The 13,902-nt window shown below is 64.2% G+C and carries 11 protein-coding genes; 3 read left to right on the top strand and 8 right to left on the bottom strand.

Annotated elements, in window-relative coordinates; all coding sequences use genetic code 11:
• Positions 1-85: 85 nt before the first annotated feature.
• Positions 86-1,273: a pyridoxal-phosphate-dependent aminotransferase family protein gene (locus tag J4G43_RS03385; protein ID WP_208083996.1), complete on the top strand. Its 1,188-nt coding sequence runs from the start codon at positions 86-88 to the stop codon at positions 1,271-1,273.
• Between the two features lie 254 nt (positions 1,274-1,527).
• Here J4G43_RS03385 and J4G43_RS03380 read toward each other — a convergent pair whose 3' ends face one another.
• Together J4G43_RS03380 and J4G43_RS03375 are read right to left on the bottom strand one after the other, a co-directional pair.
• The gene (locus J4G43_RS03380) at positions 1,528-2,628 is read right to left on the bottom strand and encodes a hypothetical protein (protein WP_208083995.1); all 1,101 of its coding nucleotides are present in this window, start codon (positions 2,626-2,628) and stop codon (positions 1,528-1,530) included.
• Entirely contained in the window at positions 2,628-4,064 is a 1,437-nt protein-coding gene (locus tag J4G43_RS03375) for an MBOAT family O-acyltransferase (RefSeq protein ID WP_208083994.1), read from the bottom strand. Before J4G43_RS03375 ends, J4G43_RS03380 begins: the two co-directional genes overlap by 1 nt.
• 152 nt (positions 4,065-4,216) lie before the next feature.
• Here J4G43_RS03375 and J4G43_RS03370 point away from each other — a divergent pair, with 152 nt between their 5' ends.
• A complete protein-coding gene (locus J4G43_RS03370; RefSeq protein WP_208083993.1) occupies positions 4,217-6,322 on the top strand; it encodes a S9 family peptidase in 2,106 nt (701 codons plus the stop codon).
• A gap of 206 nt (positions 6,323-6,528) precedes the next feature.
• Here the strand turns inward: J4G43_RS03370 and J4G43_RS03365 are convergent, their stop codons facing one another.
• From J4G43_RS03365 to J4G43_RS03340, 6 genes are all read right to left on the bottom strand, one after another.
• Complete coding sequence (locus J4G43_RS03365; RefSeq protein ID WP_208083992.1) at positions 6,529-7,620, bottom strand: SMP-30/gluconolactonase/LRE family protein; 1,092 nt, start codon at positions 7,618-7,620, stop codon at positions 6,529-6,531.
• A gap of 74 nt (positions 7,621-7,694) precedes the next feature.
• Complete coding sequence (locus J4G43_RS03360; protein WP_208083991.1) at positions 7,695-8,414, bottom strand: ribonuclease activity regulator RraA; 720 nt, start codon at positions 8,412-8,414, stop codon at positions 7,695-7,697.
• Positions 8,415-8,536: 122 nt separating this feature from the next.
• The gene (araD, locus tag J4G43_RS03355; protein WP_208083990.1) at positions 8,537-10,276 is read right to left on the bottom strand and encodes an L-arabinonate dehydratase; all 1,740 of its coding nucleotides are present in this window, start codon (positions 10,274-10,276) and stop codon (positions 8,537-8,539) included.
• Positions 10,273-11,136 (bottom strand): ABC transporter permease, encoded by an 864-nt coding sequence (locus J4G43_RS03350; RefSeq protein ID WP_208083989.1) that lies wholly within the window; start codon positions 11,134-11,136, stop codon positions 10,273-10,275. Before J4G43_RS03350 ends, araD begins: the two co-directional genes overlap by 4 nt.
• Positions 11,137-11,147: 11 nt before the next feature.
• Positions 11,148-11,909, bottom strand: a complete 762-nt coding sequence (locus tag J4G43_RS03345; protein WP_208083988.1) for an ABC transporter ATP-binding protein — start codon at positions 11,907-11,909, stop codon at positions 11,148-11,150.
• Positions 11,909-12,928 (bottom strand): ABC transporter substrate-binding protein, encoded by a 1,020-nt coding sequence (locus J4G43_RS03340; RefSeq protein WP_208083987.1) that lies wholly within the window; start codon positions 12,926-12,928, stop codon positions 11,909-11,911. Before J4G43_RS03340 ends, J4G43_RS03345 begins: the two co-directional genes overlap by 1 nt.
• Positions 12,929-13,022: 94 nt before the next feature.
• Between J4G43_RS03340 and J4G43_RS03335 the strand changes: the two genes are divergently transcribed.
• A complete protein-coding gene (locus J4G43_RS03335) occupies positions 13,023-13,745 on the top strand; it encodes a GntR family transcriptional regulator (RefSeq protein ID WP_208083986.1) in 723 nt (240 codons plus the stop codon).
• Positions 13,746-13,902 lie beyond the last annotated feature (157 nt).

The raw sequence follows: 13,902 nt of genomic DNA, 5'->3' as shown, positions 1-13,902 counted from the left end.
GCGTGCTTTTCTTGGGCTTCCACGGCGCGTAGAACGTGAGTCAGCGACCCACCAGCCTGTTCTCAAGCAACAAGGACCAACAGCAATGACCGTTCGCGCGGGCCGGGAATTTCTGGCCATCCCCGGGCCCACCACGGTGCCCGACGAGGTGCTGCAGGCGATGCATCGTCCGGCGATCGACATCTACTCCAAAGAGATGCACGAGCTGACCGATACACTTCTCGCAGACATCTCGAAGCTGTTCGCGACCAAGGGCAAGTCCTACATCTACATCGCCAACGGCCATGGCGCCTGGGAAGCCGCGCTGAGCAACGTGCTGTCGCGCGGCGACAAGGTGCTGGTGCTGGAGAGTGGGCGCTTCGCGATCGGCTGGGGCAACGCGGCAGCCCTGATGGGCGCCGAGGTCGAGGTGCTCAAGGGCGACTGGCGCCGTGCGGTGCGGCCGCACGAGGTCGAGGAGCGCCTGCGCCGCGACAAGGAGCACACCATCAAGGCCGTCGTCGTCGTCCAGGTCGATACGGCCTCGGGCGTGCAGAACGACATCGAGGCGATCGGCAAGGCGATCAAGGCGAGCGGCCATCCCGCGCTGTATATGGTGGACACTGTCGCCTCGCTCGGCTGCATGCCGTTCGAGATGGACAAATGGGGCATCGACGTCGCGATGTCCGGCTCGCAGAAGGGCCTGATGACGCCGCCCGGCCTCGGCTTCGTCGCGGCGAACGCGCGCGCACTCGAGGTGCAGAAGAAGGCCAACATGTCGACGCCCTATTGGAGCTGGAGCGAGCGCGAGGGCAGCGAGAATTATCGCAAATATGCCGGCACCGCGCCGGTGCATCTGTTGTTCGCGCTGCGCAAGGCGATCGACCTGCTGCACGAGGAAGGGCTGGAGAACGCGTTCCGCCGCCACAGCCTGCTCGGCGAAGCCGCGCGCCGCGCCGTCTCCGCCTGGTCGGAAGGCCAGGTGCTCGGCTTCAACGTCGCGGAGGCGAGCGAGCGCTCCAACACCGTGACCACGGTGACCATGAGCAATGGCCACGATCCGGCGCTGCTGCAGCGCTATTGCAAGGACAAGTGCGGCGTCGTGCTGGGCACCGGCATCGGCGATCTCTCCGGACAAGCCTTCCGCATCGCCCATATGGGCCACGTCAATGCGCCGATGCTGCTCGGCACGTTGGGGGTGGTCGAGATCGGGCTGAATGCGCTGAAGATCCCGCACGGCAAGGGCGGGCTGGAAGCCGCGGTCGCGTATCTCGGCGAGCAGGTGGCGGTGTAGCGGTAAGCCACAAGCACCTCCGTCGTTCCTGCGAACGCACGGCTTCTTTCTTCCTTCTCCCCTTGTGGGAGAAGGTGGCGTAGGCGGCCTTCGGCCGCCGTTCTTAGGAACGCCGAAGCGAAGCTTCGGCTATAGCGCCGGATGGGGGTTGTCTCAGCGAACTCAATTGCGAGATGGACTCGCGGATAGATACCCCTCACCCGTCTCGCCGCTACGCGGCGAGCCACCCTCTCCCACAGGGGGAGAGGGGAAGATCAGCGCTCCACGCGATACGCCTCGATCTGCGCCTTCAGCGCATCCAGCGACGCGAGCGGCGCCTCAGGATCGACGCGATACTCTCCACGCATCAGCCAATTCAGCACCATCGCGTCCACCACCGGCGAATGGTGGATGACGTCGCTGTAGTTATTGAGATCGTGCGTCACCGCCCTGATCGCGCGGAAATCGTACAGACGCACATTCGGAAGCTGCGTCAGCCGCTCGGCGATGCGCGCGGTGAGGTCGGTGACGATCTTCAGCGTCGCAGGCGAGGCATCGCGCATCGCGACGAACTGCAAGATCGAATAGGGCGGGAGGTAGATGTCGAAGGTCACGCCCGGATGACGCGTGATCAAGCCGACGGCGTCGCGTTCGAAATGCCGGAGCATGGCGTCGTAGCCACAGCCTTCGCCGAGGAAGCGGCTGCGCACGGGGCTCGTGATGTAGGCGAACGAGGCAAGCGTCTTCTTCGCATTGTAGTCACGCGCAATGTCGAAATCGCGCGACAGCGCGTAGATGTCGTCGACGTCGGACAGCGCGAACTTGACGGGGAGAAACGGCGCCGCCTGGGTCAGCTTCTGCTGCAGCGGCGGGATCGACCGCAGCAGCGCGAACAGGGATTCCTTTGCCATCGCGGCGCTGAACAGATAGGACGCGATGCCCTTCGTTGTCTGGCGATAGAGATCGACGGACAGAAAGGGATCGGCCTCGATATCGGCCGCATCGACGAAGATGAAATCGTCCATTGCCCAGATCACGCGCCGGGCACCACGCTCGATCGCCCGCTCCAGCACAAAGCCCTGCTGGCGCGAATTGGACCCGGTCATCGCCAGCTTGAGCGAGTGGACGCCGAGCGCGCGATCGATGTCGCTCTGGCGGAAACGGATCGCGAGCGAGGTGCCCATGAAGGCGGTGTCGAACGACTGGCTGCGGATCAAGCCGGCATTCTGCACGCGCGTGTCGTCGGAATAGAAGGCCAGTCGCGACGGGCGGAACAGTTGCAGGGGATCGACGAGATAGGTGAGCACCGCCGCGCCCAGCACGCAGGCGATGCTGGCGAGCAGAAGACGTCTCAGATGTGTGAAATTGCCTCGCATCAGAACCGGAAATAGATGAATTCGCTATGGCTCTGGATGCCGAGAATCCCGAGAGCGAGCACCAGCGACGCGCCGTAGAGAAACAGCGGCCGCATCCGCCCTGCCGGCAGGGCCTCGCCGACCCTGCGATTGTCGTGATCGTATCCCATGATCGCTTGCGTGTTCGGCGCCAGCCACACCAGCGCGGCGTAGATCGACACCAGAACCAATGCGGCGATCTCCTCGCGGCCGAGGACGATATTCGACGGATCGGCCATCGCGTGGAGGACGCGCAGCGCCCAAGTAACGCTCTCGGCGCGGAAGAAAACCCAGGCCACGACGACGGCGAGGAACGTCAGGATGGCTCCGACAATGCGGGCCGGGCGCACGAGCAACGCCGGGACGTTGGGCACCAGCGCGTTGAAGGCATGATTGACGCAGAGATAAGCGCCATGCAGCGCGCCCCAGGCGACAAAAGTCCAGGCCGCGCCGTGCCAGAGTCCACCGAGCAGCATCGTGATCATCAGATTGACATAGCGCAGCACACGGCCGCGGCGGTTGCCGCCGAGCGAGATGTAGAGATAGTCGCGCAGGAACTGCGACAACGTCATGTGCCAGCCGCGCCAGAACTCGACGATGCTGGTGGCCTTGTAGGGTGAGTTGAAATTCACGGGCAGGAAGATGCCGAACATCAGCGATAACCCGATCGCCATGTCGGAATAGCCGGAGAAGTCGAAATAGAGCTGGAACGTGTAGGCGAGCGCACCACACCAGGCCTGATCAAAGCTCGGCGAGCGCGCCTCGAAGGCGAGCGCCACCAGGGGCTGGATGCCGTCGGCAAGGCAGGTCTTCTTGAACAGGCCGATCGCGAAGATGACGATTCCGCACAGGATCAGGTGCGCGTCCGGATACTTGGTCTCCTTCCGCTCGAATTGCGGGATCATGTCCTTGTGGTGGAGGATCGGCCCCGCGATCAGGTGCGGAAAGTAGGTCACGAACAGCGCGTAGTGCGGCAAGGCGTAACGCGCGACCTGGCCACGATACGCATCCACCAGGAACGCGATCTGGGTGAAGGTGTAGAAGGAGATGCCGACCGGCAGCAGGATGTGGACCGCAACATGCGTACCGGCCAGCGCATTGATGTTCTCGGCGACGAAGCCGGCATATTTGAAGATGCCGAGCACCAGGAGGTCGCCGACGACGCCGAGCGCGAGCGCCGCCTTTCGTTGCATTGGGGCGAGCTTCGCCGCGATCAGGAGATAGCCGACGCCGTAGTTGAAGGCGATCGAGATCAGCAGCAGGCCCACGAACTGCCAGCTGCCGATGGCGTAGAAGGCGAGCGAGGCCAGCGCCAGCCAGATCACCGGCGCCAGATTGCTGCGCCGCCCGAGCCAAAAATAGCCGGCCAGCACGGCCGGCAGGAACAGCAGGATGAACGGGTAGGAATTGAACAGCATCAGGCTGGACCGGAGGCGGGAATATCGCCCCTAAAGGATACAAGGGGGCGATCAACAACCCGGCGACTTGGCGCAGTCCTTGGCGCAGCGGCGCTGGCAATTCGCGGAATCGGGACGATATAAGGTGGAACACGCAGTTGAATGAGGACCGAGTGACACAAGCCAAGACACCTTCCCAGCCCCCCGTCGCCCCGCGCCGGCCGCATTCCTTCACGCGGCACGGCATCACCGTGACCGACGACTATGCCTGGCTGAAGGATGAGAAATGGCAGGAGGTGCTGCGCGATCCCGCCGTGCTCGATCCCGACATCCGCAAATATCTCGATGAAGAGAACGGCTACACCGAGAGCCTGCTCGGTCACACCTCGTCACTTCAGAAGACGCTGGTGCGCGAGATGCGCGGGCGGATCAAGGAGGACGATTCCAGCGTGCCCTCGCCCGACGGGCCGTTCGCCTATTTCCGCAGGTTTCGCGAGGGCGGGCAGCACGAATTGTTCGGCCGCATGCCGCGCGACGGCGGCGAGGGCCATATCGTGCTCGACGGCGATGCGCTCGCGAAAGACCACAAATATTTCAAGTTCGGCGGCAGCCGCCACTCGAACGATCACAAGCTGCAAGCCTGGAGCGCCGACACCAAGGGCTCGGAATATTTTTCCATCCGCGTCCGCGACTGGGCCACGGGCAAGGATCTTGACGATTTGGTCGAGGAAACCGACGGCGGCATCGTCTGGAGCAAGGACTGCAAGAGCTTCTTCTACGTGAAGCTCGACGACAACCATCGCCCGATGCAGGTGTGGCGGCACCGGCTCGGCACCAGGCAGGCCGACGACACGCTCGTCTATGAGGAGCAGGATTCCGGCTGGTTCACCCATCTGCATGAGAGCACCAGCGGCCGCTTCTGCGTGATCGCGGGCGGCGATCACGAGACTTCCGAGCAGCGGCTGATCGATCTCGCCCACCCCGAAGCGCCGCCGCGCCTGGTCGCGGCGCGCGAGGACGGCGTGCAATATTCGCTGGCCGATCGCGGCGACGAGCTCTTCATCCTCACCAATGCCGACGACGCCATCGATTTCAAGATCGTCACCGCGCCGCTTGCCTCAACCGAGCGCAAGAACTGGCGCGACCTGATCCCGTATCGTCCCGGCGTCTACATCATCGACCTCGATCTCTATGCCGGCCATCTGGTGCGGCTGGAGCGCGCCAATGCGCTGCCGTCGGTCGTGATCCGCGATCTCACGACGAGTGAGGAGCACGCCATCGCCTTCGACGAGGCGGCCTATTCGCTCGATACGATGGGCTCCTACGAATTCGACACCATGAATTTGCGCTTCGCCTATTCGTCGATGACGACGCCGTCGGAAGTCTACGATTACGACATGGTCAAGCGCACGCGCACCTTGCGCAAGCGCCAGCAGATCCCGTCGGGCCACGATGCGGCCGACTATGTCACGACGCGCATCATGGCCAAGGCGCATGACGGCGCCGAGGTGCCGGTCTCGATCCTCCATCGCCGCGGCCTGAAGCTCGACGGCTCGGCGCCGCTGCTGCTCTACGGCTACGGCTCCTACGGCATGGCGATGCCGGCCTCCTTCAACGCCAACCGCCTCTCGCTGGTCGACCGCGGTTTTGTTTACGCCATCGCCCATATTCGCGGCGGCGCCGACAAGGGCTGGGGCTGGTATCTCGACGGCAAGCGCGAAAAGAAGACCAACTCGTTCGACGATTTCGCCGCCAGCGCACGGGCGCTGATCGATGCGAAGTATACGAGCGCGAAGCGCATTGTCGGCCATGGCGGCTCGGCCGGCGGCATGCTGATGGGCGCGGTGGCAAACCGCGCCGGCGAGCTGTTCGCGGGCATCGTCGCCGAAGTGCCGTTCGTCGACGTGCTCAACACCATGCTCGACGACACGCTGCCGCTGACGCCGCCGGAATGGCCGGAATGGGGCAACCCGATCGAGAGCGAGAAGGATTTTCGTACCATCCTGTCCTACTCGCCGTACGACAATGTCGCGGCGAAGGACTATCCGGCGATCCTGGCGATGGGCGGCTTGACCGATCCGCGCGTGACCTATTGGGAGCCCGCGAAGTGGATCGCACGCCTGCGCGCCACCATGAGCGGCGGCGGCCCGGTGTTGCTCCGCACCAACATGGGTGCCGGCCACGGCGGCGCCTCGGGGCGGTTCGACCGGCTGGACGAAGTCGCGATCGTCTACGCGTTTGCGCTGTGGGCGGCCGGGATGGCGGAGGCCGGGGTGTAGCAACACCTACCGCTGTCGTCCCCGCCTAGTGCGCAATTGCGCACGGGGGCGGGGACCCATAACCCCAGGGAGTAGTTGCGGCGCGAGCTGCCAACTTCGAGTCTTCGCCAAACTTCTTCCTGTGGATATGGGTCCCGGGCTCGCGCTTTGCGCGCCCCGGGACGACAGGGGAGATTGTGGGGCGAGTTACCGCCCCACAAACAGACTCACACCGCCCCATGCGCCTCGACATACAGCGCATACACCGAATGGCTGCTCGCCATGTAGAGCCGATTGTTCTTCGGACCGCCGAAGCAGAGGTTGGCGCAGCGTTCCGGCAGCTTGATGAAGGCGAGCGGCTTGCCTTCAGGGTTGAACACCATCACGCCGTCGAGATCCTCGGACTTGCCCCTGAGCTGAAACACCCTGCGGCCGCCGATGTCGGTGGGCTCGGATTGCAGCGCGCCGTTGGAGCCCCAGCCGCACCAGAGATTGCCGTCGCGATCGACGCGAAAACCGTCGAGCGAGGCCTGGTCGGCGGCATCGATCAGCTTGGTCTTGCCGCTCAAGCTGCCGTCGTCGCCGACATTGTAGCTCCAGATGCTGCGGTTGGGCGTGCCCTTCCATTCGACGATGTAGAGCTTCTTCTCGTCCGGCGAGAAGGCGAGGCCGTTGGGATTGACGAGGTCGGTGAGGACGGCGCTGATCTTGCCGTCCTTGGCGATGCGATAGACGTTGGTGGTGGCCTGCTCGGACTTCTCCTTGTTGCCTTCCCACTCGCCGTTGATGCCGAACAAGGGATCGGTGAACCAGATGCTGTCGTCGGACTTCACCACGATGTCGTTCGGCGCGTTCAGCCGTTTGCCCTCGAACTTGTCGGCAAGAACCGTGATCTTGCCGTCCTTCTCGGTGCGGGTGATGCGGCGGGTCACGGAGTGCTCGCAGGTGACGAGGCGGCCCTGGCGGTCGCGCGCATTGCCATTGGCGTAGTTGGCGTTGGCGCGGAACTCGCTGGTCTGCCCGGTCTTCTCGTCGAACTTCATGATCCGGTTGTTGGGAATGTCCGAGAACAGCAGATAACCGCCCTCGGGGAAATAGGCGGGGCCTTCGGCCCAGCGCATGCCTGTTGCGACCTGCTCGACCGTCGACGAATAGAGCCGGTATTTTCCAAAGCTGGGATCGAGTATCTGGACGGCGGGATCGGGGTAGCGCTGGTTGGGCGTGAACGGAAACGACTGGGCACCGGCGGCGCGGGCCAGAAGTGCGGAAGCCGCCGTCGCACCGGCGCCGGCCATGAGACTACGTCGCGTGAAATTCATAACAATCCTCCCTGCTCGATAAAAGGCCGGCGCTTGATGCGCCGGCTCGTTTCTTGACGTGACTTAGCTTCGGCCTAGCGGCCGTTCTTCTTCCGCCATTCCGCGAAGTCGGTGAGCGTCTGCGGATCGGTGGCGGGATAGAGCCCAAAAATGCCGCGGCCCTTGCCGACTTCCTCGGTGACGAAATCCTCGAACGCGGTCATCTCAAAGGTTTCGTTGGCGATCTCATCGGCGAGATGCGCGGGGATCACGATGACGCCGTCGCTGTCGCCGAGAATGACGTCGCCCGGAAATACCGGCGCATCGCCGCAGCCGATCGGCACGTTGATCTCGATCGCCTGGTGCAGCGTGAGATTCGTCGGCGCCGAGGGACGATGATGGTAGGCGGGAATGCCGAGCTTGGCGATCTCGGCGGAATCGCGGAAGCCGCCATCGGTGACGACGCCGGCGACGCCGCGCTTCATCAATCGCGTCACCAGGATCGCGCCGGCAGAGGCCGCGCGCGCATCCTTGCGGCTGTCCATCACCAGCACGGCGCCGGGCGGACAATCCTCGATCGCCTTGCGCTGCGGGTGGGAACGATCCTTGAAGACGTCGATGGTGTTGAGGTCCTCGCGCGCCGGCATGTAGCGCAGCGTGAAGGCCTCGCCGACCATGGTCGGCTGGTCGGCACCTAAGGGGTGCACATCCTGGATCATCTGGATGCGCAGGCCGCGCTTGAACAACGCGGTGGCGACGGTGGCGGTGGAGACGGATTTGAGTTTTGTGCGGGTGGCTTCGGTAAGTTTGGACATCTCGTGCTCTCTCTTTCGTCATTCCGGGGCATCGCGAAGCGATGAGCCCGGAATCCATAACCACCATCGTGAGTATGGATTCCGGGCTCGCGCCAAGCGGCGCGCCCCGGAATGACAGGTGGTTAATAAATCGACGGCTCGCCGATCGGCGCGCCGAAATCGGTCTCCAGGAAGTCGAAGTCGCAGCCGTCGTTGGCCTGCTTGATGTGTTTGGTGAACATCCAGCCGTAGCCGCGCTCGAAGCGGCGCTCGGGCTGCTTCCAGGCGGCGCGGCGCTTGTCGAGCTCGGCCTCGCTCACGTCGAGATTGATGGTGCGGGCGGCGACGTCGAGCGTGATGCGATCGCCGTTCTGCACCAGGGCCAGCGGGCCGCCGATGTAGGACTCCGGCGAAACGTGCAAAATGCAGGCGCCGTAGCTGGTGCCGCTCATGCGCGCGTCCGAGATCCGCACCATGTCGCGCACGCCCTGCTTCACGAGCTTGGTCGGGATCGGCAGCATGCCCCATTCCGGCATGCCCGGTCCGCCCTGCGGCCCCGCATTGCGCAGGATGAGGATGTGATCCTCGGTGACATCGAGGTTGGGATCGTCGACCGCCTTCTTCATCGAGGGATAGTCGTCGAACACCAGCGCAGGGCCGGTATGCTTGAGAAAGCGCGGCGCGCATGCGGACGGCTTGATGACGCAGCCGTCGGGCGCGAGATTGCCCTTGAGCACGGCGAGCGCGCCCTCCTTGTAGATGGGGTTATCGACGCCGCGGATGACATCGGCATTGTGCACTTCGGCGCCTTCGATGTTTTCGCCGAGCGTCTTGCCGGTGACGGTGATGCAGTCGAGATGCAGATGCGGCTTGATCTGGCCCATCAGCGCCGGCAGGCCGCCGGCATAGAAGAAGTCCTCCATCAGATAGGCGTCGCCGCTCGGGCGGACGTTGGCGATGACAGGCACCTTGCGGCTCGCCTTCTCGAAATCGTCGAGGCCGATGTCCAGACCCGCGCGGCGGGCCTGCGCGATCAGGTGGATGATCGCGTTGGTCGAGCAGCCCATCGCCATGGCCACAGCAATCGCGTTCTCGAAGGCTTTTCGGGTCTGGATCGTCTTCGGCGTCAGATCCTCCCACACCATCTCGACGATACGGCGGCCGCATTCAGAGGCCATGCGGATATGGTTGGCGTCGGCGGCCGGAATCGAGGAGGCGCCCGGCAGCGTCATGCCGATGGCTTCCGCAATCGCGGTCATGGTCGAGGCCGTGCCCATGGTCATGCAGGTGCCGTAGCTCCGCGCAATGCCGGCTTCGATGTCGAGCCAGTCCTTGTCGGAGATCTTTCCGGCGCGCCGCTCGTCCCAATATTTCCAGCCGTCCGAGCCGGAGCCCAGCGTCTTGCCCTTCCAATTGCCGCGCAGCATCGGTCCCGCCGGCAGATAGATCGCCGGGATGTTCATCGAGGTCGCACCCAGCAGTAGCGCCGGGGTGGTCTTGTCGCAGCCGCCCATCAGCACCACGCCGTCGACGGGATGGCTGCGCAACAGCTCCTCGGCGTCCATCGCCAGCAGATTGCGGTAGAGCATGGTGGTCGGCTTCAACAGCGATTCCGACAGCGACAGCGCCGGCAGCTCGATCGGCAGGCCGCCGGCCATCAGGATGCCGCGCTTGACGTCGTCGACGCGCGACTTGAAGTGCATGTGGCAGGGCTGCGCGTCCGACCAGGTGTTGAGGATCGCGATGATCGGGCGGTCCTTCCACTCCTCCGGGGCGTAGCCCATCTGCATGGTGCGGGAACGGTGGCCGAACGAGCGGAGGTCGTCGGGCGCGAACCAGCGCGCGCTGCGGAGCTGGTCGGGCGTGATTTTCTTCTTGGTCATGATTGGGTGCCCCATTTCTGGACGGTGTTCCGCTCGATGGCGCGGAAAATCAGGTTCTCGACAAAAAGCCCGATGATAATCACCGTCAAGAGGCCCGCGAACACTGCGGGTATGTCGAGGAGATTGCGGTTCTCGAAGATGAACCAGCCGAGCCCGCCCTGCCCCGAGGACACGCCGAACACCAGCTCGGCCGCGAACAGGGTACGCCATGCAAAGGCCCAGCCGATCTTGAGGCCGGTGAGAATCGAGCCGAACGCGGCGGGGATCAGGATCTTTGCCACATAGGGCAGCCCGCGCAGGCCGTAATTGCGCCCGACCATGCGCAGCGTGTTGGACACACTCTTGAAGCCGGAATGGGTGTTGAGCGCGACCGGCCACAGCACCGAATGGATCAGCACGAAGACGAGGCTGCCATTGCCGAGGCCGAACCAGATCAAGGCGAGCGGCAACAGCGCGATCGCCGGCAGCGGGTTGAACATCGCCGTCACCGTCTCCAGAAAATCCGTGCCGATGCGGGTCGAGATGGCGAGCACGGTGAAGATCGCGGCGAGCACGATGCCGGCCGAATAGCCCATGAAAAGGACTTTCAGCGAAGCCCAGGCGCGCATCGGAATGGTGCCGTCTTTCACGCGGTCCCAAAGCGTCACGAGGGTGTCGTGCAGCGTTGGAAACAGCAGCGGATTGTCGAGGGCGACGCCATAGGCTTCCCAGACCGCCGCCAGGAACAGGATGATGACGGTCTTGCGGACAAAGCCGTCGTTCCACAACAGCTCCGGCACGCTCAGCTTGCGCTCGACCTCGCCCGCAGCGCCGGTCGCGGCAACCGACGCGTCACGCAGCAATATTCTCGCTTCGCCCATGACAGGCCCCCTCAATGCGCCACGGCTTCGGCCGCGAACAGGAGATCGTGGATCTCCTTCTCCAGCCGGCCGGCGCTGCCGTCTCCATTCGAGACTTTGTCGACATCGACGACCTCGGCCTTGACCCGGCCGGGATACGGCGACAGCAGCAGGATGCGGTTGCCGATGCGGATCGCTTCCGCGATGGAGTGCGTCACGAACAGCACCGTGAATTTGGTCTCGCTCCAGAGCTGAAGCAGCTCGTCCTGGCAGGTGCGCCGCGTCAGCGCGTCGAGCGCGGCGAACGGCTCGTCCATCAGCAGGATATCGGGCTCCATCGCCATGCCGCGCGCGATCGCAACGCGCTGCTTCATGCCGCCGGACAGCGTGTGCGGATAGGCGTCGACGACGCGGGTGAGGCCGACCTTCTCGATATAGGCCCGTGCCCGCGCCTCGGCGTCCTTGCGCGACAGCTTTCGCGCGGTCAGCAGCGGGAACATCACGTTGGCAAGCACGCTCTTCCAGGGCAGCAGCTGGTCGAACTCCTGGAAGATCATCATGCGGTCGGCGCCGGGACCATGGATCTCGCGATCGTTGATGGTCATCCGGCCTTCGCTCGGCATCATGTAGCCGCCGACGGCCTTGAGCAGGGTCGACTTGCCGCAGCCGGACGGCCCGAGCAGCACGAAGCGGTCGGACCTGTCGACGGTGAAGCTGACCCTTTCGGTGGCGGTGACGACGGCGCTGGAGGTCTTGTAGCGCAGCGTCACGGAGCTGACGTCGAGCAGCGCCATCAGTTGCCCTTCAGGTCGTGCGCGACGGGGAGATAATAGTCGGTCCAGGCCTTGGGCTGCATCTTCAGCGTGCCGGTCCTGTACAGATGGGCCGCGAATTTCATCGTGCCCTGCGGCTCGAGATTCCACTCCATCATGCCGGGCTCTTTCAGGAGGTCGAGCAGCTCTTCCACCGAGGTCTTGTCGCCGGTGATCTCCTTGTAGATCTCGACCGCCTGCTTGGTGTCGCTGCGGATCAGATCCTGCGCTTCCTTGGTGGCATCGCGCACCGCCTGGATGATCTTCGGATTGGCGTCGGCGAATTTCGTCGTGGTGAAGAACTGCGCCTGGCTCAGCGGACCGCCCATCACGTCAGGCGAATTCAGCACGACATGCGCGCCCGGCACGTTCTTCAACTCCAGGAAAGTGAAAGGCGGGATCGAGAAGTGGGTGTGCACCTCGTGCTTGGGATTGGACAGCGCCGCATAGGCGTCGGGATGGCCGAGTTGCACGGTGTTGGCGTCGAGCTTCGACCATTGGTCGGCGCCGAAGGCCTCCGCGGCCGCGATCTGAAGCACGATCGCCTGCGTGGAAACCTTCACCGTCGGCACCGCAATCTTGTCGCTCGGACCAAAATCCTTGATCGACTTGATGTTGGCGTCGCGGCTGATCAGCGTCATCGGCTGCGCCGAGGTCGCGACGATGCCCTTCACACCGCCGCGGGTGCGGTCCCACAGCAAAAGAAGATTGCCGGTGCCGGTGTTGAGGATGTCGACGCCGCCGGCGAGCAGCGCATCGGTCTGCGCGCCGCCGCCGGAAAAGGTCACCCATTTGGTGGTGACGCCGGGTACGCCGAGCGAAGCTGCGTGCTTCTCGATCAGCTTCTGCTTTTCCATGATGTGGCTCGGCATGTAGAAAATGCCGGGCTGGCGCGACAGCGAGATCTCGGATTTCTGCTGCGCATGCGCCGCGGATACCGGCAGGACGGTTGCGGCGATCAGGGCGGCAGCCGCAAGCTTGCTACGAAGATGCTTGATCATTGTTGTGTGTTTCCTCCGGCCAGCGTCGAGCTGCGTTGACCCTGCTGATGCACTAATATATTAGTGCATCAAAGGCAAGCCCGCGGGACCCGCCATGGAAGCAACCCATACCGCGCCGCGCGCGGCACGACCCGCAAAAGCCGTTTCAAGGCTCGACCGCGCCCGCCAGGCCGCGCCGCAGGTGTTCGAGCGGCTGCGCAATGCGATCATCGCCCTGGAACTGCCGCCTGGCGCGCCGCTGTCACGTGCCGAGCTTGCCGGCCAGTTCGGCGTCAGCTCGACACCGGTGCGCGATGCCCTGATGCGGCTCGAGGAGGAAGGGCTCGTCGACGTGTTTCCGCAGCACGCGACCGTGGTCAGCCGAGTCGACGTCGGCCGCGCCGAGCAGGCCCATTTCCTGCGCCAGGCGCTGGAGCTCGAAATCGTCCGGATGCTCGCGGAACAGCATGACCAGGCCCTGGTCATCCGCCTTGACCACGCGATCGCGCTCCAGCAGCAATTCGCCAAGGCCGGGGACTTCGAGAGCTTCATCGCCGGCGACAATGATTTTCACGCCCAGCTCTACGCCGCCGCCGGAAAGCAAGACCTGTGGACGCTGGTGCGCAGCCGCAGCGGGCATATCGACCGGCTGCGCCGGCTGCATCTGCCCTCGCCCGGCAAGGCCCAGAACATCGTCCGCCACCACAAGCTGATCACGCGCGCGATCGAGGCCGGAGACGCTGACGCCGCGCAACAGCATCTGCGCAAGCACCTGTCGGGCACGCTCAGCGAGCTCGACAAGATCCGGAGCCATCATCCCGAATACCTGACCGATTAGGCCCGCGACACGACCCGGGCGTGGGTCAGGGACCGCATGTGCACGTAAGCATGCATATGGCCAACCTCGCCGGAATCGCGCGAGGCGGACAAGGTGTCGGCCGCGAAGCGCTTGCAGGCCGGACGGAATCCGCGCAACAATTTCGCATTTGATGCTT

The sequence above is a fragment of the Bradyrhizobium barranii subsp. barranii genome, assembly GCF_017565645.3.
Classification (GTDB): Bacteria; Pseudomonadota; Alphaproteobacteria; order Rhizobiales; family Xanthobacteraceae; genus Bradyrhizobium; species Bradyrhizobium barranii.
This window is presented reverse-complemented; position numbering and strand designations above follow the sequence as displayed.